The organism is Bacillus pfraonensis (genome assembly GCF_050768835.1).
Classification (GTDB): domain Bacteria; phylum Bacillota; class Bacilli; order Bacillales; family Bacillaceae_G; genus Bacillus_A; species Bacillus_A pfraonensis.
Window position 1 is genome coordinate 235,747 of record NZ_JAHCDO010000004.1, and the last position, 20,296, is coordinate 256,042.

A 20,296-nucleotide genomic window follows, 5' to 3' on the forward strand; every position below is an offset into this window, starting at 1 on the left:
CCCCTTTATATTTTTCTATTACATCTTTCACTATACAACAAAATAACAGAAAATTCAGTTTGTTAAAGGGTGAAAACTTGAGAAATTTGTAATACTTTAATCTTTCTTATATAATTTATAGGATTTTTCTAATCCCACGTTGTATTTCGTATTGTTATCCGTCCAAGCTTCTTCTAAATTCCCAGGCCATCCTGATGTATTAGCTACATATTTTAAAAGCGCTAATTCTGTTAATCCTTTGTTTACTCCGCGTTTATAGGAATTTACCATATGCGAGATTGCTATTGTCGCATTCGTTTTTGCATCTTTTAAATTCTCTTCTGATAGTTGCGCAGGTGCTAATCCACCCCGATGTAACTGAAATAATCCAAAAGATGTCCCTTTATCTCCAACAGCTTTTCGATTAAATTTTGTTTCATGATCGGCAATTGTAAGTGGGATCCATTCTGGTATACCGTACTGTTTTGAGACTTCACTAATTACTAATTTATTATTTTCAATTTCTTTTTGTTTTTCATACTTCATATAAGCTGCATAACATAAAAGTGTCAACGTGCAAATTACTACTATATATTTTAATAATTGTTTCATAGATTCATCCCCTATATTGTGTATGTTTAATCCTGTATACCCCTACTATAAAATGTTCATGTGACATCTATTTGACAGAATGAAATTAAAAAATAAAAGACCGATTTTGCTAACATACTATTATTCGAAGAAGATACTATATTCAATATAGAAGCATAAATCCAAACGACTATGAACTGATAAATATACTGGCAGTACTCATGCACAGTTAAGATAAACTGTGTATAAATTGAGTAAGATAATAGTTTATCTATTTTTTCAGTTAAGTGGATCTTGATTTTCTGCTACTTATGTTTACCGCCACATGCCCATCAAGCTAATATTTTAAAATGTCTCCAAAACGGAAATTTTATTATTTTACAGTTATTTATGAAAGTTCAACTCATTTTTTTCGTTTTTTGGGGCAACCCATTTCTTAAGTTAATGGGCATATGACGAGAACCTAAAATGTATTCATTCATATTCACAGATGATGTCCTTTTAGTGGGATTCTTACGCTGAAGCAACAAGAAATTGTTGTTCTTTACGCATGAATTTGATTTTTTATGGAAAGATATACTAGTACGTATACGATTTGAACGTTCTATTTTTTAGAGCATAACAGGAGGAGAATGAATATGTCGGAAATTGAAGTAGGCGAAATTTTTACCCTTAGCGATGAGAGTAATGAGGAGCAGGAAGTTGAAGTGCTCGGAACGATGAATGTCGAAGGAGCAGAATACATTGCAGTTGGCTTTGTAGAAGACATTCAAACGGAAACAGAGGACGACATTGATATCTTCTTTTTAAAAGTAGAAGAAGATAGTGAATTCTCATACATTGAGAGCGACGAGGAATTTGAAAAGGTATCTGCTGCGTTTGAGAAAATTATGGACGAGCAAGAATAATATTAGTTGGGCACAAGAGGGGGATGTATATCTCCCCTCTGTTCTTGTATATAGGGATATCACCCCATTGTCATCAGCCTAGTACCTTGAAGTATCCCCAAAACGAATTTTCTATTTTATAGTTATTTATTAGAACTCAGATTATTTTTTTGTTTTACGGAACAACCCATTTCTTAAGTTGATGGGCATGTGGCGATTTCTCATATAAAGTAATTTTTATAAAAAATGAAGCAAGGAATAACTCTAGCTGAGTTTGCATCTAAAAAAGGCATAGATGAAGCAAAGTTAATCCATTATTTTGCAATAGAACAAAAAAAACAATTAGATATTGCACTAAATAAAGGGGAAATAGATCCTCAGATGTATCAAGATCTCTTACCTGATATCCATCATAGTATTTATAGAACTATTCATTATAATCCTAATTCTAAATAGACGTTTCCTTCTTGAGTTAGGATGAGATATACTTGATTAATTCAAATCATAAATTTAAATGATTATCAATGAACTTTCATGCTTTTCAAACGGCTTTATTGTAAATTAAACAATTTTTTGTTACTTAACGTGAATAGGTTACACATAAGCTTTATCAATTAACAATTCACTATTTTTGTTTTTTTATGCAATTGTAATTATAGTTCTTTTTGACATTTTACCATTATAAATTTAAATGGAGGTTTATTTTCCATATTCTTATGTGGCTCAACAATTTCCGAAAATTCTATCAGCCCATATTTTCCGAATTCTTGTTTTATCGAGTCAGAATCATAAAAAAACATTTTTACCCCTTCCATTATCTCGAAATAATCTTTACCCAGTTGTTTGCCCTTTCCAAACATTGGGGCTTCTTTTGAAATAGTAGTAAAAATCATATATCCGTTTGGCTTTAACTGATTATAGCAATCTTTAATAAACTTCTCTCTCTCACGATTATTCAATAAGTGAATAAGTGCATAACAAAATATACCATCATAAAGTTTGTTATCAAAAGGCATATCGGTTATTGAACCATGAAAAATACTAATATTAAGCCCATTTCGCCTTGCCAATTCAATCGCTGTTTTTGAAATCTCAATACCGGTTACATTCATTCCGTTGTCAATAAAAACCTTTGCATTTCTACCATATCCAATACCAGGAATCAATATATCCTTAACTTTCTTTTCAAGGAAAAAGTCCTTTGTCAAGATTGCGGAGTCTGAAGGTTCAAATCCCCACATCATTTGATTTTCTATAAAACTTGATTCCCAGAATTCTGTCATACTTCAATCTCCTTTACAAATATTAGCTCTCTTTTTTAAAACCTGCTGTTTTTGTATAAGCATAGGCTACATTACATTGAACCATAAAATTCTTTACCTTTATTGCTTCTTTATGTTTTCCTCTTTTTACACGCTTATGGTCTAATGAAAAATCATGGGCGAACTGAACATAACTCTTATTGGAGACATTTATGATTTTTTATTGATTTGGTTTGCAATATCAATAATATATTTATTGTTTAGTTCATCTTTCATCTTTTTTTCTGCTTCAAACATCACATTTTCAATTAAACAATCTCCATTTTTCAAGTCTTCATGTTCTAAAGAACATGTGAATAAAGTTGTTTTACCTTCAATAGCTTGAATTACATCTAAAAAAGAAATATTACCAGACTTTCTTACTATACTATATCCACCATTAACACCAGGATTGGATTCAATTAGTCCTGCTTTAACAAGTTTTGTTAAAATCTTAGAAAGATATGTTGGTGAGAGATTTTGAATTTTAGCTAACTGTTCTACTCCAATCGCTTTTCCTTTTGGTGTTAGTGTTAAATATACCATTGTGTGTAAAGCATAATTTGTAGCTTTTGAATATTTCATTACTTCCCCCCATTATAAATACATTAAAGATCTTTTATGTCTGGAATTCATTTTAATTTAAAGTGAAAGAAATAGCAAGCTTTTATGCAGAGTCTGAACATACTACGCACTTATTCACCCCCCTTCCTTTTCGTACAATAAAAAAAACCGCATCACTATCATTTCAGATAAGAGATTCCGTTACTCTTTTTATAAACGGTACAACTTTCTTATAAACAATGCATCTTTGTTTCAAACCGATAATAAAAAGAGCAAAAGCTCTCACAAATTAGTCATATCTAATTTGTGAGAGCTTCTTATTTTTAGCATTTAGGTCTTGCTAACTCAAAGTAAGTTCTTTTCTATATACATATAAAATTGTATTTCATTTTTTATAATGGAGACACCATACTCAAAACCATGTCGTTCTAAAATACTCTTTACAATAGCTAATCCTAATCCAGTCCCTGATATTTCTTTATTACGTGAAGCTTCTAATACATAAAATGGTTCCCAAATTTTTTCGATATCTGTACTTACTTCAGGGTTAATTCCATTTTGAATACTAAAATATACACAATCATTTCTTTCTTCCAATACAATCTTGATATTTTGATTTTCTGTATATTTGATTGCATTGGAAATTAAATTATTAAATACCATGTGCATTTTATCCAAATCTGCATATATACTAGCATTTTCTACGTAACAATCCATTTGTAAATGTATGCCTTTAGCCTGGAGTTCAATTTCATATTTATCAATTACACTTTGAATAAGTGGTACTACCTGAAATTCTTCTTTCTGCAGTAAGTCTCTTTCAAGCTTAGAAAAGCGAAGCAGTTCCTCTATTAAATTTGACATTTGATCCGTTTGTTTAATAATTGTATCCAAATATGTCCCATCATCTAGTCCATCTTGAATCCCCATTGAATATGCCTTAACTAATGCAATTGGTGTTTTTAGTTCATGAGTAATATCACCCATAAACTGCTTCAAATGTTCATTTCTATCCGTTAAATCTTGATGAGCTTCATGTAACTTATTACTCATAATATTAATGCTACTAGCTAATTCACCAATTTCATCGTTTGTTTTTACCTGCGATTGCTTAAATTTAAGGTTAGAAATATCTTCTGCGACATCGCTTAATTCTTTTAATGGAGTTGTAATTGTTTTGGATAGTACCCAGACTAGTACAACGACAAGTAATATTGAAAATCCTAAAATATATAAATAAAATGTGTTAAGTACCTCTATCAGTTCGTTTGAATGCGCAATCGAAACCCCTACTAAAATTAACATATCATTTTTAGCGATATATTTTGCAAAAAAGCTCGCTTTAAGCTTCTCTTGATCATATAATTTATTCGATTGTCCAGAACGCTTTACTTTCATTACCTCTTCTTTTGTAATCCAAAGCTTATTCAATGTCACCCTCTTATGGGCAAGCTGCGAACGTAATGCGTCATTCATTTCATCTTCTGTGCCTTTTATAGAAGTGTAAACAATTGTTACATTGTTTTCATTCTCAATTCGATTGATCATATCTACTAGTGTTTCATCAGAGGCAGATTGTATTTGAGTCGTAATTTCATTTAGGCTTTCTCTTGTCTTGTATATATTATATTTCGGCAAAAAATAATTTATTAATAATAGCGAAATTGTAAAAATAAGAATAATCGTTAAGGAAATACTTAGAAACAGTTTTTTACCAAGTTTATTCACGAGCTTCCTCCAAACTATACCCTAAACCACGATGCGTTTTAATAATCTCTTCACCTATTTTTTTTCGCAATCGTCTAACATGTGTATCCACTGTTCGCTCATCCCCGAAATAATCAAAGCCCCATACGATATCTAGTAACTTTTTACGCGTTAATATTGTACCTTTATGATTTAAAAAACATTTTATTAATTCTAACTCTGTTTTTGTAATTTCTAATTCTTTATCATTTTTATATACTTTATTTTTTAGTAAATTGATTTTTAAATTTTGAACTTGTATGACTTCATCTTGATTTAAAAGTTTTTTAGCACGTGTAAGTAAAATCCCTGGATGAAATGGCTTTTTTACATATTCATCCGCCCCGTTTTGCAAAGCCGCAAGTTCATCCTCATTTTCACTTTTAGCAGTTAGCATTAACACTTTCACGCTTGAGTTCTTTTTTATTTCCTGACATACAGTGATTCCATTCCTTTTTGGCATCATCCAGTCTAAAATAGCTAAATCAATTTTTTCTTCATAAAATCTTTCAAGTGCTTCTTCTCCATCCTTTGCTAGGAGAACTTGGAATCCTTCTTTCTCGAAATAAGCTTTTAATATTTTAAGCATATCCTGTTCATCATCCGCGATTAATACTTTCATGTGTTTCTTCCTCCATTAACTATCTGTAAACCTTATCATACCAAAGTAAAATGAGAAATTCATACTTATGGCGCTATCATACACTTTCTTTGTTACATAAATGTGACAAAAAATATTTATAGGATTTGAGGGAATAATAAATATGAGGTGTTGTTCCATGTTTAAAAAAATAGGATTCCTTTTTCTGTTTTCATTTTTATTATCAACAAATGTTCTCGCAGAAACAAATAAACAAATTGAAGTATTTGATTGTCAAAAAGAGATGGTCGTGCAAAAACAATCTCTAGATGCAGAAATTCAAAAAGAGGCAATACAATATGCAAAATCCATTACTGGCCCATTTAAAAATCTAAACGTTGTCCCTAAAACTGGTCATTTGATAAAAATCCCTTTATCTAAACCGGTTACCATTACAAACCAATGGATACATACAACGATAGATGAAGTTCTTGTACTCCTTCCGCTTAACGAAAAACCCTATATCATGATTTATGATGATGAAAATAATCCGCATTTTTATTATGTACAAGGTCATCCTGAACATTTATTGAAGCATTTAAAAGTAAAATTATAATTACTTATAAAAAAGATTCCATAAACTTGTGCCGTATGGAATCTTTTTTATAACCTTAAATAATGAGTCGATCCTCGATACCCTTCACTTTTCCTAAATCCATTTGAAATATAAAATTGACTACCTTGTTTTGTGTCTGTATACAGAACGACAATTTGAAAATGCTCTTTTGCATCAGATAAGATTTTCTTTAATAATAAATTTCCTATCCCTTTCCTTCGATATGTTTTAGAAATATAAAACCTTCTTAACCGTCCAACTGCTTTAACTTTCGTATACGGATCTTGATTTATGCCACCAATTCCGATAAGAACTTCATCTTGAAAAACGCCATACAAGCACTCCCCCTTTTGATTAAATGTATTTGTTTTATTTCTGTATTCATTTACTAACTTTATAAGAAAGTTAAATCCTTCTTTTTTACTTTCTTCCACAAGATGAGTGGTATCAACTTGTGATAAGCTTTCAATTTGTTTCAATTGAAAGTTCCACATCTCCATCACCTACCAATAATATGAATTACTACCAAAAAAGGACTTTCCCCTTTACAAGAAGTCCTTTTTTCATTCCTATCACACTACTATATTACTTTTCATATTCTTAATCATTTCAACAATAATCCTCGAAGATTGATTCGCTGCGACTTTTGCAAAGCTTTCATAAGATATAGTTGCCTCATCATCTGCAGTATCAGAAATACACCGAATGACAAGAAATGGTACATCATTTATATACGCAACATGACCAATCGCCGAACCTTCCATCTCTACACAATGCGGCAAGTATTCAGCAATTAATTTCTCTTTCAGCTGCGCATCTTCAACAAAGCATTCTCCGCTTACAATTCTTCCCTCATAAACATTTCCTTCTAGCCCAATTGTATTACATGATTGTAATGCAAGCTCTCTCAATTCCTTATTTGCAATGAACGTTTCTTGAAACGGAAATAAATTCTTCATTTGTCCTTTATCTACATCATGATGTGTAACATTCGTGGAAATTACGAGATCTCCAACTTTAATACCTGTATGTAATCCACCTGCAACGCCAGTATTAATCATACAATCTACTTCGAATTTGTTTATTAAAGTTTGTGCACATGAAGCAGCATTCACCTTTCCAACACCACAGCGAGTAAGGATAATTTCTTTATTCATAAATGTTCCTTTATAAAAAGGCATTTTGGCAATCGTAAATTCTTCTTGAATCTCTAATTTTTCTAAAAGTAAGTCTATTTCAATTTGCATTGCTCCAATAATACCGATTTTTTTCATTTGTCATTTCCCTCTTCTCGATTACATATACAGTTTAAGTTAATGAACACTTTTCCGGACTCTCTCAGCCATAACTGATACTAAAAATTTCGGAAGGACAAGCTGCCTTTTTATTCTCTTAGGCTGTGTTACTAATCTATATAACCATTCTGTACCAGTATCCCTCATTAGTTTTGGAGCTCGTTTTACTGTTCCGGATAAAATATCAATCATACCTCCAATCCCAATAGATAAAGGTACGTTTAATTTTTGCAGATTTTCATAGATGAATAACTCTTGCTTAGGAGATCCTAACCCTACCAATAGTAAGTGCGGTTCGAATTGTTGAATTCGAAGTTTAACTTCTTCTATCTGCTCTTCATTTACAAAGCCATGTTGTCCTTCAAAAGTAGCATGTGGAAAACGCATTTTTAAATTTCCTAATGCTTTCTCATTACTTTCTGGTGCAGCACCAAAAAGAAACACACGGTATCCCTTTTGATTACAATACTCTATTAAGTCATGCGTTAAATCTGCACCTGTCACACGCTCTTTCAATTTTCCTTTTAAAATTTTAGAGCCGAGTATCACACCTATTCCATCTGCTGTTATTAAATCCGCAGATAGTAAAATGTTTTTGAAACGTACAGATTCAGTTGAAGTTTCTTTAGCAGACATCACAATTTCAGGATTCGCTGTAACAATAAACCTTGGTTTATTTTCCTTTTCAGATAACCAATTTTTTAATAAAGCTATTACTTTTTTATACTCTAAGCTACAAAATGGTATTCCTTTTATGTACTGTTGTTCCATTTCTTACATACACTTCCCTTATGATTCTTATAATAAATGACTTATACTTCTTCTTTTACAAGCTGTAAATACTCATCAACATCCTTATTTATTTGAAGCAATGCTTTCTCCCAAAACTCATGATCAGCAAGGTCGATATGAAAATATTGTTTCACCAACTCTTCAACTGGACGCTTTCCAGTCTCGCACAAGAATTTTTTGTACTTCGAATGCAATTCACCACCATCTTGCTTTGCAATTTCTAATAATCCTAAACTGAGTAGATAACCAAATGTATATGGATAGTTATAAAATGGAACATTTGCCGTATAAAATTGAACATATTTCATCCAAACAAAAGGTTGATATTCTGTTAAACAATTACCATAAGCTACTTCTTGTGAACGTATAGATATGTTTTCTATTTCATCTGCACTTAACGGCCCTTTTTGAATTTCTTCATAAAATGTTTGCTCAAATTGAAAGGATGCTCGAATGGCCATTACATAATTAAAGCTATTTCTGATTTTCCAGCTGAGCAACGATTTTCTCAGCTCTCTACACTCTGCTGTTTTAACTAAGTAATCTACAAGTACCATTTCAAAGAAAATGGATGCTGATTCAGCCATACTCATTGGAAGATAATCATCCAAAAATGCGGTAGACTGCTCATGACTCATTACATAAAAATGCCATGCATGTCCTAATTCATGCGCTAATACTCTTACACTATCAATTGTTCCATCATACCGTAATGAAATTCGAGACTCTCCTTCGCTTAAAAAAGGAGCACAAAATCCACTAGGAGGCTTATTATCTCTTGGCTCAGCATCTACCCAACCATTCATAATAGCGTGCTGTGCAAATTGTGCTAATTCTTCATCAATACTCTTTAAAGCATCGTATATATCCTTTACTGCTAGTGAAAAAGGGATTTCAATCTGATTACTTTCTTCTAATGTCATCAAATCATGCCAAGTAAATATCTCTTTATTACTTTTATGAAACGCTATAACACTTGATAACTTTTCAAGATTCCTTTCAATTGCATCCCACATTTCCAATAATGCATTTTTAGAGATACCGTTTGCTTGAAGAGATTGTGACAAGACTCCCTTTTCTCGCAGCAGATTACTTTTTAGATTACGCAATCTCCCCATTTGATTAAGCACGCTAGCAAATACTGTTTTCTCTTTTTCTAATGCCTTAGTAAAAGAAGAAAATACTGATAATCTTTCATGATGAGTTTCAGCATTCATCGCAAGATAGTTTGCTTTTCCAAATGAAAAGACTTCATTATTATTATGTATTTCCAGTCTATTTCGTAATTGTATGTACATGTCTTCCCAAGTTTTTAATTCATTTTCTATAAAATTGATATTTTGATATTCGGAGAAGTTACTTTTTTCACAATTCGCTTCTTGTAGTAATAAACGAACTTCAGTTTTTAAATCATTTATTTTTGTATGTGGTAAAACAACTGTAGATTCATCTACTTGTTCAGTAGAAAGACAGTAGAAGTAATACTCTGCCTTTTCAATACTTTGTATAATTCTTGAAAGGATTGCTGAGTCTCGATTTTCTTTATATGTTGCTATTAATTGCTCAATTTTCTCTTTTTCTGTAGAAAACATAGGGTCTTTTGTTTCAGGATATAATCTTTCCAAATCCCACCGCGTTGGATGATTGATGATTTGATTCATTTTATAGCCTCCTGCTTTTACAGATACTTACAATCATGCATTCATTAGCTAATTATATACGAATTATTTTAATTTTAATATCTTGAAATATTCCGACTTTTATGTAAGTATTTTATTTTCCTTTTCTATTTCTTCTTATTTATATATCGTGCATTTACTGCCTCTTCTTTTGGGTATGTATAGATACACTAAACACATCAACGCAACTACAATCGGAATGGCAATTACATCACCAATAAACGGATATACCATTACGCAACATGTAAATGCTGTTACAGAAAAAATCTTTCCTAGTCTATTCTTGATTAGCTTTATTCCCGCTGCAGTACCTACTATATATGTAACAATTCCTAACGAATTAGGGATTAATACTAATTTATCTAGGTTAATATGAAAAATAAAACTTATGAAAATCCCTGCTATTGCGATGAACCCAACTGTCATTAAGGCATACGTCGGTGTATTCCTTTTATTATTTAAATATCCAAGATACTTAGGTGCAAATCCTTCTTTTCCTAAAGAATAACCAAGCCGGCTCATACTTGCTATAAATGCATTTGTTGTACCTAAGCAAATCATGAAAGCTACTAATCCAACTAACCATGCAAATTGGTCACCTAATATATCTTTGATAACGATTACTAGAGCAGTACTATTATCAGACTCTGTAGAATATGATTTCGTACCAATTACTGAAACGGCAATGCCTATATATAAAAATCCAATAATCACAATAGCAACTCCTGTAGAAAAAATGATATTCCTTTTTCTTGGAGATTTAAATTCTGGTGCTAAACTTGAAATTGCTTCCCATCCAAAAAAAGACCAAAAAATTAATAATGACGCATGTAAAATAGGTTGTATATTATTTACTGAAACGTTCATGTTCATATTCTTCATTTCAATATTAGGTAATGAGCAAACAATGGTTATAAATAAAATAAGAAAAGTTAATACGCCTATACACACTTGAAATACTCCGCTCATTTGTAACCCGAAGACATTTGAACAAATAGCTGTACTTAATATAATAAAAGCAATTACATATGCAAAGTAAGCAGGGAAATCGAAGACTTTAGTAATATACATCCCGCCCGTTAGAGACACGATAATTTGCCCAACACTTCCAGCAATAAAAAAACACCACCCTATTATAGCCCCAACATTTTTCCCAAAAGCTTTTTCAGAAAACGTTGCAATTCCACCTGCACTAGGATACTCAATAGATAAAAAGGCAAACGTAAACGCAAGCGGGATACTGAGCAAAATCATTATAAACCAAGAAATAATAGCATTTCCCTCCGCTATACTAGCTGTCATACCTGGTAAAATAAGAATTCCTGATCCTAAAACTGCTCCTACATATAAAGCGGTTCCCTTTCGAATAGAAATCGTTTCTTTAAAATCATTAGACATTCTATGCACCTCCATTTATATTTAAATTATAGAAAGTTATTTATCTATTTTATATTCAAAAATGAACATAGTTTTTTTCTAAACTTTATATTATGAAGGTATTTTAGTTATTTATTTTCACTTTCGTAAAGGAGTGCGTATTATGGATGAAATCGATAAAAAAATAATTTTACTTTTACAAGAAGAAGCCAGAATGACGATTAAAGAAATGACGGAACATTTACACCTTAGTCGTCCTAGTGTTACGGAAAGACTCAAACGATTACATGATGCAGGGATAATCGAAAAATATACAGCACGTATTTCTCCTGATGCAGTTGGCAAAGGAATTCAAGCGTTTTTAAGAATAGAGAACTTAAAAATCCCCTGTAAAAAATTCGAAGAGAAAATATACAACGAACATAGAATACTTGAATGTCATCGAGTAACAGGAGAAAGTAGCTATTACTTAAAAGTAGCTGTGCAATCAATGAAAGAATTAGAATCATTAATCGATATTGTAATCCCATTTGGTTCTGTAAAAACCTCTATGATACTCTCCTCACCAATCCCTTACAGACCAATTATTGTAGAATAAATATAAGAAAGGAGTGGTTATAAAGACCACTCCTTTCTACTTTAAATTTTTACAAAATCATGATTTTACTTGTTTATTTCCAAATCTCATTTACCCATTCAGGATGATCAATAAATGGATTCCGGTTATGTTGATACTTTGTATAGATAATTTCATTGCGATTTCGTTCAAAATCATCGACAGGATCTTGTTCATTCCATTTTAGTAAGACTGATAGTTTCCCCATATATGGATCTTGATTGTTATTCACTTTTTCATTAAGTTCTAAATCTATTTCACCATTATCTCCTTCATAACGAACAGCCATGTAAAACAACATTCTAGCGATATCTCCTTTTACACTATCACGAGGTTCCCAAGAATCACTATCAAATTTACATTCTGTTGCTTCCGAATGATTCACACCGCCATTATCAAAATCCAAATTTCCACGTGAACTATTTACAGATACATCCGTCGCTCTTAAATGGTGAAGGTCCGTTCCTGGTCCTGCTGCTGTCCCAAAATCACCATGAGATTTTGCCCAAACATGCTCTCGGTTCCAATTATCTACTCCTGAACCATTTGTAAATTTCTCTTGCGAACGCCCTGTATATAAAAGGAGTACATTATTTTTATTATTTGGATCTTCATCAGTATCTCTTAGTGCTTCCCAAACCGCACTGTATGATATCTTTGTATGATTATCAATAATAGTATGAAGCTCCTTTTTTAATTCTAAACCCGTTTTCCCCTTCGCACTATTATAATACGTATCATCATAATTAGTTGCGATTACCCCATGATTTACTTTTGAGGTCGAAGAAGTTCCTTCACCATATACGGTATCTGTAAATGCTAGGGATGAAGAACCTAAAATAAAAAATGAAGAAATAGTAAAAATAGCAAGTTTTGTATTTCGAAACGTCATATACAGCTATCCCCTTTAAAATTTAATATAAACACGTTAAATATTTCAAAGTTACATACACATTTTCTCTCTTTACGATAGAAAATCCTATTCAGCCTGTATAAATTTCCATGATTTTGGTTTTTCCGTTTTCTTTCCTAACACTATCCAGCTTTTCTCTTTTCCATTCTCTTGATAATTTACTGGGTATCCATCTGTATATAGGTAGTATTCAGATGGATTATCCGGATTTGAATACACTTTAAACTGCGCAGTATTTGTTTTTTGTTTTGCAAGATGTACCCAGTTTGTCAAGTTAGAGTAGTTTAGAAATACGTAATTATCATAGTTAGATTGCGTCATTTTCAGCAGTACACTTTCTCCCCTATGAAGGATACCGTTATTCTCTTTATCAAACACAAATTGAACTGGCGTACCATGAACTTTATTATCATCTACGTAATTAGATAATAGTGCATAGTCATTCCTCGCATACACTTCAAAGGTCAAACCTCTATTTGAAAACTCACTCGGCACAATGAAGTATTTTTTATTTTCTTGTATTGCTTCTCCCTTAGAATCTTTTACTACAGTATTTTCAATATCTTCAGCAGCAGTTTTGCCAACGTATGTTTTAAACCATAAATGAATAAATCCCGCTGTATTTCTTTGCGCTTTTTCTAAACCCCTCTGAACAGCTGGCATAACTTCTCTTTGCCAAAGAGCATTGTTTCCTTTATTGTATTGAGTTTTAATATTATCATTGGTAATATTCATAATTTCTGCCTTTGCAAGTTTAGCGGTTTCATGTATCCACTGTTTCGGATCATTAGAATCAACTAAATTATATGTTCCCTTGTCATCCTTCACTTCAAATTGTGTCTGAATAGTAGTCACATAATTCTCAAAAGCGCTATGAAACTTTAAAGCACTCATATCAACAGCCGTAAAATTAGCGGCATGCATTGGCTGGGTCGCATCTGTAAAGTAATGCGTTGCAACACCTAAATAATAAAAAGCTTGTTTTTGGTCACCCTTCTTAAAGTATTCACCTGCTAATTTAAAATATTTATCTCCTTGCGAGAGGGCTGTTGGTTCTTCTTCCTCTTTATAGTTCTTTCTCGTATCAGGATCGTAGAAATGAGATTTCCATCCTCCCCTAATTAGCCCATCGATGCCGATTGTACCTGTACCTCCATCGTTAAATTCATCAAGGTAATCCGCATCATAAAGACCTCTTTCAAATAACTCCTTATATTCAGGAGTATTTAAAAATTGCAATTCATTTCCCTGGACCGTCTTATCTTGATTACGACTCATAATTTGAATCGCATTTCGCGCAATCCATAAGTGCGTGCTTTCATTAGGATGGTGCGGATGCTCCGCAGACCACCTCTTCACACGTTTGTGCTCTTGGTTCTCCTGTTTCATTACTTCTCCTATTCCACAAGCTTCTGCTACTGTTGGAATTACCGTAGTACTAGAAGTAATTGCTGTTATGAGAGCCAATGTACATAATTTCTTTTTCATACCATTCTCCTAAGTCTTAATTTCATTGATAACGTAAACGGTTTCACTTCGAAGTAAAAATATCCTTCTACATTAAAAATGTAGTTTAATAATAACTTATATATTTTGATTTATTTATGCAATTATACATATTTGATTACTAGCTAAAAAGGAAACGGTTCACAATAAAAATCTCTATGTAACAAAATATAAAACAGAAGATTAAAAATAAGAGTTATTACCATTTTCAATATTCTGACACCTCAACTAAGAAACCATTTGATTTTAATATTCTACTTAAATCAGCGATAGAGCATACTCTCGACACGAGTTCACCTTGTGACATTCCTTTATGTATACGAATTTGACGGATTCTTTCCCCGATTTGCATGTTTCCACCTCTCATTTAAACATTCCCAATAATGAAATAACTATTTAAATACTGATGTACTATATTTTAATTGTACTGTTGTAATTCTATAATTTCTATCCACTTGTTAAAAAAATTGGTAAAAAAGCCAATTTTTTCGTCATTTTTTTATAAAATTTAACTACTTGTTATTAACATAAGCAGCATTGTATACTTTAAATACGATAAACTTGCTAGAAAAAATTTGAAACAATTGTTATTTTTATCCTATCTTTAGTAGCTTGCACTTATTTTTTACACAAATAAGATGAATCGGATATTATACATGTAATATCCGATTCATCACACCAACTTATTACATATGGATTTATCTATTACGTATTCAAAAAATCAAAATATCTTAATAGACAAAATAACGGTTGTTATGTGAGCAACAAGTAGTTATAGTTTATCGATTATTACAATCAAAAATATTTATTAAATAAGAAAGAGGGATGAATATGGTTTGGAGAACACATGACAGAAAGGCACGAAAAATAGTAAGATATGCTGCAGGATTTGTTATCCTTTTAATACTAGTATCCTTTATCTATCAGTGGAATAACGGTTTAGTGATTGATACAACTGAAAGAGTTTCTTTCGGGCTAGTTCTTACTACTTTCCTTTCAAGCTTCTTACCCGTTAAAAAACAAATTAATGAATAAAAAAAGCACTTGCGGTTTGACCTAAGTAGTTCAGTTATTATGGGGAAAATTCCTAATCACAGCCTCAATATTAAATCACATAGTAAATAGCACATAAAAAGCTCAGAGTTTATGTATCTGAGCTTTTCTTTTTAAAGACAGCACTAAATTAAAGCCCTATTTAATAATAGTAAATTATTTAAAGGAGTTATACCATATAGGCTTATTCGAATTAAAAAAATCATGGTCTCTTACTATTAAATCAATCCCTTCTAAAGCATCATTAAATGATGCAGGATCATATTTTCTAGTCCATACAATGGTAGAAAATATATTCATCGCGGCATATAGTGCGTACAACCGCCAGAATGTTTCGTCAGGTTCGTATCGAAAATAACCTTGTATCTGTCCAATACAAAAAGGGATACTTTGCCTTCTACTAAATAATGAAAGGTTATAGAAATCATGATATGGGTCACCAAAGTCATATCCATTAAAATCAATTACTCCATTATAATTATCATGAAGTACTATGATATGTCCTAAATGAAAATCATCATGAAGTAATGTTACTGGTCTATTCTTTAACAAAGATATGTTATCCTCAATGAACGTGATTAATTTATCTTCCTTTTGAAGTTGGAAGTTGTCTCTTTTATACTCATTTAAATAAAAGTTAAATTTCTTTTTTTGAACTTCCTCCCAGTTCATATATTTGGGAGCTTTAAATTGATGGATTTTTCTTAATTCTTCCCCTGCAGCTATTCCAATTTTATATTGCTTTTCATCAGATATATAAGCAATTACTTCATTTACAGGAGTTCCTTCAATATAACTCATTACCATCAAAGATAGTTGCTTATCTTTTAATACTCTATATTCTATCGGCTTGTGAGTTTGTACATGTAATGTATCTAATTCTTTAAGTAATGTAAATTCTAATTCTTTCTTATCATTTTGTTTTGTATCTAAAACACGCAGAAAATAATCGTTATTCCCCACGCTGACAATGTATTTACTATCTAATGAATACCCCTTTTCAATTTTTCGGATAGATGAATATCCATTTAGACACGGTAATTCATCAATTATATCGTTAATCAAGTATGACATATTCTCACTCTCTCTATGAAAATTTCAGAAAAATAGAATAACAATTTATACAATATCTGTCAAAAAAATATGTGTATTCTTTTCATCTAGCAATGAATCCTATCATCTTATCCTTCTCTATTTCATAAAGTGAAACTTTAATCAGCCCTCACCAATCGGGCCTTTACGGGCAGTTTATCTTCCACCTAACTTCTTTTCTCCCGCCGAATTTTGAGATGGGAGTATTACTGCCCTAAAGTAGCGGGATAAAAATGGTATAACAAAAAGGATTGATCAAAAGATCAATCCTTTACTCTACTTCATTTAAGAAAAACAATGTTAAAACACCTGGCCCTGTATGTGCCCCGATTGCTGCTCCAATTGTATTGACAATAAATACTTCACAACCAAATTTTTCAGTAATTAATGCTTTTAATGCATTCGCAGTTTCTAAATCATCACCATGTGTGATTCCGATTGTTTGTCCCTTCAGTTCTTTACCGCGTTCTTCCATGATATCAACAATTCGGCCTAAAACTTTCTTTCTACCTCTTATTTTTTCAAGTGGTACAAGCTTTCCTTCTTCTACATTTAATATCGGTTTAATGTTTAATAAACCCCCAATAAATCCAGCTACTTTACTTAAGCGACCACCTCTTACAAGATACTGCAGGTCAGCTACAGTAAAGATATGCTCCATATGTTTTGTTAGAAAAGCAATTCGGTTCAAAATTTCTTCTTTTGATGCGCCCTCTTTCGCCATTTTTGCAGCTTCTATTACTACAAGCCCTTGCCCAAGTGAAGCACATTTTGTATCAATAATTTCTAAATCTAAATCTGCATATGTTTCTTTCACTTCTTCTTTAATAACTACTGAAGATTGATATGTACCTGAAAGTTCAGAGGAAAAAGCTAAATATATACAAGGTGTACCTAGCTTTGCATATGTAACAAATTTTTCTTGAAATGTTTCTAGTGAAGGTAGCGATGTTTTATACACTTCGCCTTCTCTCATCTTTTGCAACAAGTGAGTTGATTCTAATGTTACTCCGTCTAAATACTCTGCTTCTGCTTCATCATATACACGGAGTGGAATTAAATCTATATCGTAAGCTTGCAGCAATTCTTTTGGTAAATCGGCCGCACTATCCGTAATGATTTTAACGCTCATTTTTAAACCTCTATTCTATTATAAGTATACTAATATAAGAACAATTACCTTTAAATTATATACGTAAAACAGGAATGAAGAAAGAGAAAGTGTTATTAAAGTATTCTATATTCTATGCTCGAAATGTTCAGAAATTAACCTCATTATTAAAATGATTTTTTATAACAGGAATATTGATTCAAATGAAACACCGAATTTTCATTACAATTCATTTTCTTCTATATATAATAAACATATCAGAAAGTTAAGGGGGCTTAAGTTATGGGAATTAAATTCGCTACATCAGAAGACTTAGAATGGATTAATAATCAATATGTGTCAGTGGGATTTGTTCCAAGTGATTTAAAACAAGATAAAGTCGCAATTATCACATACAACGGTGAGAATGTAGGATTAGGACGTTTAGTATATATTGACCAGAATACGATAGAAATGGGCGGTATTTACATACTTCCCGAATACAGAGGCAATAAATTAGCCGGAGATCTCGTCTCTTTTTTAGTACAAGAAGCCAAACAATCAAACGCATCTCATGTCTATTGTATCCCTTTTGAGGAACTTGCCACTTTTTATAAAAAATATGGTTATAAAGAAGTTGATACAGATCAAGAACCTGTTCATCCTACTATCATGGCGAAATATAAATGGTGTTTGCAAGAATATGATAAAAATGTTTTATTGTTTGCATTATAAAATTTAAATCAGTTACGACTGACAGAAGTCCCCTCCCTGACACTTGCTTGAGGAAGGAGACTTCTGTTCGAGTGCTGTTAAAGTGTATTATATTTTTTCACTTGTAACGGAATGGTAACTACATATAAATCAACAGCATAATAAGTAATCCAAATCCCTTTGCCTTCCGCATCAAGCTTTGATTGAAAAAATTGTTCTGAAACTTTTCTTTTCCCCCACTTTTTAGGAAACCATTGAAATACTTTCGGAACATTATATTTCTTGTTGGACCATACCTTTAATCTCCAAAGAACGACAATAACTGCAATAAAGATGATAAGATTAACAAAATCAGAATAGGAAATTTTCAAAAACATATCTTTCTACCTTTTTATTCTTTTTTTATAAATATAACATAATTAAATCATCAACTCTTTCTTCCCTCTAATAAAGTTAAATGCCACGTTACACATCTTTTCTGGTTGTTCCACAACTGTCCAATGACCACATTCCTCAATTTCTACTAATTGTATGTGTGGTATATGTTCTGAAAATAACTCTTTAATAATAGAGGGCGTTAAAATATCGTGACTCCCTTGCGCAATAAGGATAGGAATGTTTGAAAGATGATGTAAATCTCCAGTCACATCATAGTTGTTTCCCATATCTTTTCCGATTGTTTTATTTACTTCGCTGCTAAATGTGATTTTTTCTTTACGTTTTAAAGTTTCTTGAGAGAAAACATAATAGGGGTCTAGTATATGAAGAATATCATATATTGAAGATTCTCCAATTTTAAGTTGCTCCTCCAATTCGGAAAGTTTACGTTGATCATCCTCGGTTAGTCTCTTCTCCAGTTCTTTACTAAACCTTTCTAATCCCTTAACAGTAACACCTATTGCAGCTGTTAACAGTATTTTATTCACTCTCTCTGGGTATGTAGTTGCGTAAAGTAAAGCAAGCATAGATCCCCATGATTCTCCGAATAAGTTCATTTTCTCAAAACCGAATTGTATGCGCAGTGCCTCTAAATTTTCCACTTCATTTTTCATAGAGTATTGGTTATTTTCCGATAGATCTGATTTCCCGCAACCTCTTTGATCATAGAAGACTAGCTGAAACTCTTTTGATAACGGAATCATATGCGGAAGAAAAAAGCGGTGTTCACTTCCTGGTCCTCCGTGGAGAAATACGATTGGCTCTCCTTCACCTATAAGATTAACATACAATTGATAATCGTTGATTTTAATAAAACTAACACTTTTTGTATCCATAATGCCCCCCTATATTCTTACTTTATATTTCATTTCTTCTTTTTTATAAAAATCCCCTTTTCAACAGGTTTATAAAGTAAAACTTTAAGCAGTGGGGATCTTAACTACACGTTAATAAAATTATTATTTTTAGAGATAATTCAAAGTTTGATTAGCCTGTTATGGTAAAGTTAAATTTCATTCCCCATCAATTTTAATTTAATAAAGGAAACAATTTCATGTTTCCACTAAAAAACGTTATAATAAACTGTAGCCTCTACGATTACGTTATAAAGGAGAATGAAACAATGGCTAAAATTAAAGTATATCAAGCAAAAGAAGAACACATGGAAACAGTAAAAGACATTATTGACGTTCAAGAAGAAAACCCAACTGCTGAACATTTACAAATTCTATACACATGTGTATTAGATACAGAGGATATGGCATTGCCTGAATCATATATGGAAGAAGATATTTTAATTGATTCTATTGAAGTAATGGTAAATGTTTCTCAAAATAAATTAAGAGATCTAGGTCCATACGATGTAATTGAAGTACAAAACAAAGGTAAAAAAACTCAAATTTTATTATTAGCAGACGAAGAATACGAAGTAATCGAAGGTTAATTTATAACGTTACATACGAAAAA

The 20,296-nt window shown here is 31.8% G+C and carries 23 protein-coding genes and 2 pseudogenes; 7 read left to right on the forward strand and 18 right to left on the reverse strand.

Features of this window, described 5'->3' with window-relative positions; all coding sequences use genetic code 11:
* Window positions 1-96: 96 nt before the first annotated feature.
* On the reverse strand, window positions 97-591 hold the full coding sequence (locus KFD70_RS05870; RefSeq protein ID WP_336451233.1) for a transglycosylase SLT domain-containing protein: 495 nt from the start codon (window positions 589-591) through the stop codon (window positions 97-99).
* A 617-nt stretch (window positions 592-1,208) separates the two neighbouring features.
* On the opposite strand from KFD70_RS05870, the gene KFD70_RS05875 reads away from it, so the two are divergent.
* Window positions 1,209-1,478 carry a DUF1292 domain-containing protein gene (locus tag KFD70_RS05875; protein WP_336451234.1) on the forward strand — a complete coding sequence of 90 codons (270 nt, stop codon included), beginning with the start codon at window positions 1,209-1,211 and terminating at the stop codon, window positions 1,476-1,478.
* A 225-nt stretch (window positions 1,479-1,703) separates the two neighbouring features.
* Window positions 1,704-1,913, forward strand: a complete 210-nt coding sequence (locus KFD70_RS05880) for a hypothetical protein (protein WP_336451235.1) — start codon at window positions 1,704-1,706, stop codon at window positions 1,911-1,913.
* Between the two features lie 197 nt (window positions 1,914-2,110).
* Here KFD70_RS05880 and KFD70_RS05885 read toward each other — a convergent pair whose 3' ends face one another.
* The 5 genes and pseudogenes from KFD70_RS05885 to KFD70_RS05905 all read right to left on the reverse strand — a co-directional run bounded on the left by KFD70_RS05885 (window position 2,111) and on the right by KFD70_RS05905 (window position 5,690).
* Window positions 2,111-2,740, reverse strand: a complete 630-nt coding sequence (locus tag KFD70_RS05885) for a class I SAM-dependent methyltransferase (RefSeq protein WP_431612995.1) — start codon at window positions 2,738-2,740, stop codon at window positions 2,111-2,113.
* Window positions 2,737-2,924: pseudogene (locus KFD70_RS05890) on the reverse strand (hypothetical protein); the annotation flags it as partial. The gene KFD70_RS05885 and the pseudogene KFD70_RS05890, both read right to left, overlap by 4 nt.
* Window positions 2,925-2,929: 5 nt before the next feature.
* Window positions 2,930-3,343: an Rrf2 family transcriptional regulator gene (locus tag KFD70_RS05895; protein ID WP_336451237.1), complete on the reverse strand. Its 414-nt coding sequence runs from the start codon at window positions 3,341-3,343 to the stop codon at window positions 2,930-2,932.
* Between the two features lie 324 nt (window positions 3,344-3,667).
* A complete protein-coding gene (locus KFD70_RS05900) occupies window positions 3,668-5,050 on the reverse strand; it encodes a sensor histidine kinase (protein ID WP_336451238.1) in 1,383 nt (460 codons plus the stop codon).
* Window positions 5,043-5,690 carry a response regulator transcription factor gene (locus KFD70_RS05905; RefSeq protein ID WP_336451239.1) on the reverse strand — a complete coding sequence of 216 codons (648 nt, stop codon included), beginning with the start codon at window positions 5,688-5,690 and terminating at the stop codon, window positions 5,043-5,045. The genes KFD70_RS05900 and KFD70_RS05905 overlap by 8 nt, the downstream gene beginning before the upstream one ends.
* A 157-nt stretch (window positions 5,691-5,847) precedes the next feature.
* Between KFD70_RS05905 and KFD70_RS05910 the strand changes: the two genes are divergently transcribed.
* Entirely contained in the window at window positions 5,848-6,264 is a 417-nt protein-coding gene (locus KFD70_RS05910) for a hypothetical protein (protein ID WP_336451240.1), read from the forward strand.
* 47 nt (window positions 6,265-6,311) lie between these two features.
* Here KFD70_RS05910 and KFD70_RS05915 read toward each other — a convergent pair whose 3' ends face one another.
* The 5 genes from KFD70_RS05915 to KFD70_RS05935 form a co-directional block, all read right to left on the reverse strand.
* A complete protein-coding gene (locus KFD70_RS05915) occupies window positions 6,312-6,758 on the reverse strand; it encodes a GNAT family N-acetyltransferase (RefSeq protein WP_431612996.1) in 447 nt (148 codons plus the stop codon).
* Between the two features lie 78 nt (window positions 6,759-6,836).
* Entirely contained in the window at window positions 6,837-7,538 is a 702-nt protein-coding gene (locus KFD70_RS05920) for a 5'-methylthioadenosine/adenosylhomocysteine nucleosidase (protein WP_431612998.1), read from the reverse strand.
* A 39-nt stretch (window positions 7,539-7,577) separates the two neighbouring features.
* Window positions 7,578-8,330, reverse strand: coding sequence for a WecB/TagA/CpsF family glycosyltransferase (locus tag KFD70_RS05925; protein ID WP_431612999.1), 753 nt, complete (start codon window positions 8,328-8,330; stop codon window positions 7,578-7,580).
* Between the two features lie 41 nt (window positions 8,331-8,371).
* Complete coding sequence (locus KFD70_RS05930) at window positions 8,372-10,012, reverse strand: M3 family metallopeptidase (protein WP_431613001.1); 1,641 nt, start codon at window positions 10,010-10,012, stop codon at window positions 8,372-8,374.
* Between the two features lie 135 nt (window positions 10,013-10,147).
* Window positions 10,148-11,428: an APC family permease gene (locus KFD70_RS05935; protein ID WP_431613003.1), complete on the reverse strand. Its 1,281-nt coding sequence runs from the start codon at window positions 11,426-11,428 to the stop codon at window positions 10,148-10,150.
* Between the two features lie 142 nt (window positions 11,429-11,570).
* On the opposite strand from KFD70_RS05935, the gene KFD70_RS05940 reads away from it, so the two are divergent.
* Window positions 11,571-12,005, forward strand: coding sequence for an Lrp/AsnC family transcriptional regulator (locus KFD70_RS05940; RefSeq protein WP_431613004.1), 435 nt, complete (start codon window positions 11,571-11,573; stop codon window positions 12,003-12,005).
* 73 nt (window positions 12,006-12,078) lie between these two features.
* On the opposite strand, the gene KFD70_RS05945 is transcribed toward KFD70_RS05940, so the two are convergent.
* From KFD70_RS05945 to KFD70_RS05955, 3 genes and pseudogenes are all read right to left on the reverse strand, one after another.
* The gene (locus KFD70_RS05945; protein ID WP_431613006.1) at window positions 12,079-12,915 is read right to left on the reverse strand and encodes an endonuclease I family protein; all 837 of its coding nucleotides are present in this window, start codon (window positions 12,913-12,915) and stop codon (window positions 12,079-12,081) included.
* Between the two features lie 87 nt (window positions 12,916-13,002).
* Window positions 13,003-14,424, reverse strand: a complete 1,422-nt coding sequence (locus KFD70_RS05950) for a zinc dependent phospholipase C family protein (RefSeq protein ID WP_431613007.1) — start codon at window positions 14,422-14,424, stop codon at window positions 13,003-13,005.
* 232 nt (window positions 14,425-14,656) lie between these two features.
* Window positions 14,657-14,794 (reverse strand): annotated as a pseudogene (locus tag KFD70_RS05955) (helix-turn-helix domain-containing protein); the annotation flags it as partial.
* Window positions 14,795-15,273: 479 nt separating this feature from the next.
* Between KFD70_RS05955 and KFD70_RS05960 the strand changes: the two are divergent.
* Window positions 15,274-15,477 carry a hypothetical protein gene (locus KFD70_RS05960; protein ID WP_336451249.1) on the forward strand — a complete coding sequence of 68 codons (204 nt, stop codon included), beginning with the start codon at window positions 15,274-15,276 and terminating at the stop codon, window positions 15,475-15,477.
* A gap of 174 nt (window positions 15,478-15,651) precedes the next feature.
* Here KFD70_RS05960 and KFD70_RS05965 read toward each other — a convergent pair whose 3' ends face one another.
* Together KFD70_RS05965 and KFD70_RS05970 are read right to left on the reverse strand one after the other, a co-directional pair.
* Window positions 15,652-16,569 (reverse strand): aminoglycoside phosphotransferase family protein, encoded by a 918-nt coding sequence (locus tag KFD70_RS05965; RefSeq protein WP_431613008.1) that lies wholly within the window; start codon window positions 16,567-16,569, stop codon window positions 15,652-15,654.
* Window positions 16,570-16,858: 289 nt separating this feature from the next.
* Window positions 16,859-17,719, reverse strand: coding sequence for a DegV family protein (locus KFD70_RS05970; protein WP_336451251.1), 861 nt, complete (start codon window positions 17,717-17,719; stop codon window positions 16,859-16,861).
* 261 nt (window positions 17,720-17,980) lie between these two features.
* Between KFD70_RS05970 and KFD70_RS05975 the strand changes: the two genes are divergently transcribed.
* Complete coding sequence (locus KFD70_RS05975) at window positions 17,981-18,412, forward strand: GNAT family N-acetyltransferase (RefSeq protein WP_336451252.1); 432 nt, start codon at window positions 17,981-17,983, stop codon at window positions 18,410-18,412.
* A gap of 77 nt (window positions 18,413-18,489) precedes the next feature.
* Here KFD70_RS05975 and KFD70_RS05980 read toward each other — a convergent pair whose 3' ends face one another.
* Window positions 18,490-18,768 carry a hypothetical protein gene (locus tag KFD70_RS05980; protein WP_336451253.1) on the reverse strand — a complete coding sequence of 93 codons (279 nt, stop codon included), beginning with the start codon at window positions 18,766-18,768 and terminating at the stop codon, window positions 18,490-18,492.
* Window positions 18,769-18,810: 42 nt separating this feature from the next.
* The gene (locus KFD70_RS05985) at window positions 18,811-19,665 is read right to left on the reverse strand and encodes an alpha/beta fold hydrolase (protein ID WP_336451254.1); all 855 of its coding nucleotides are present in this window, start codon (window positions 19,663-19,665) and stop codon (window positions 18,811-18,813) included.
* Window positions 19,666-19,952: 287 nt separating this feature from the next.
* Here KFD70_RS05985 and KFD70_RS05990 point away from each other — a divergent pair, with 287 nt between their 5' ends.
* Complete coding sequence (locus tag KFD70_RS05990) at window positions 19,953-20,273, forward strand: hypothetical protein (RefSeq protein WP_336451255.1); 321 nt, start codon at window positions 19,953-19,955, stop codon at window positions 20,271-20,273.
* Window positions 20,274-20,296 lie beyond the last annotated feature (23 nt).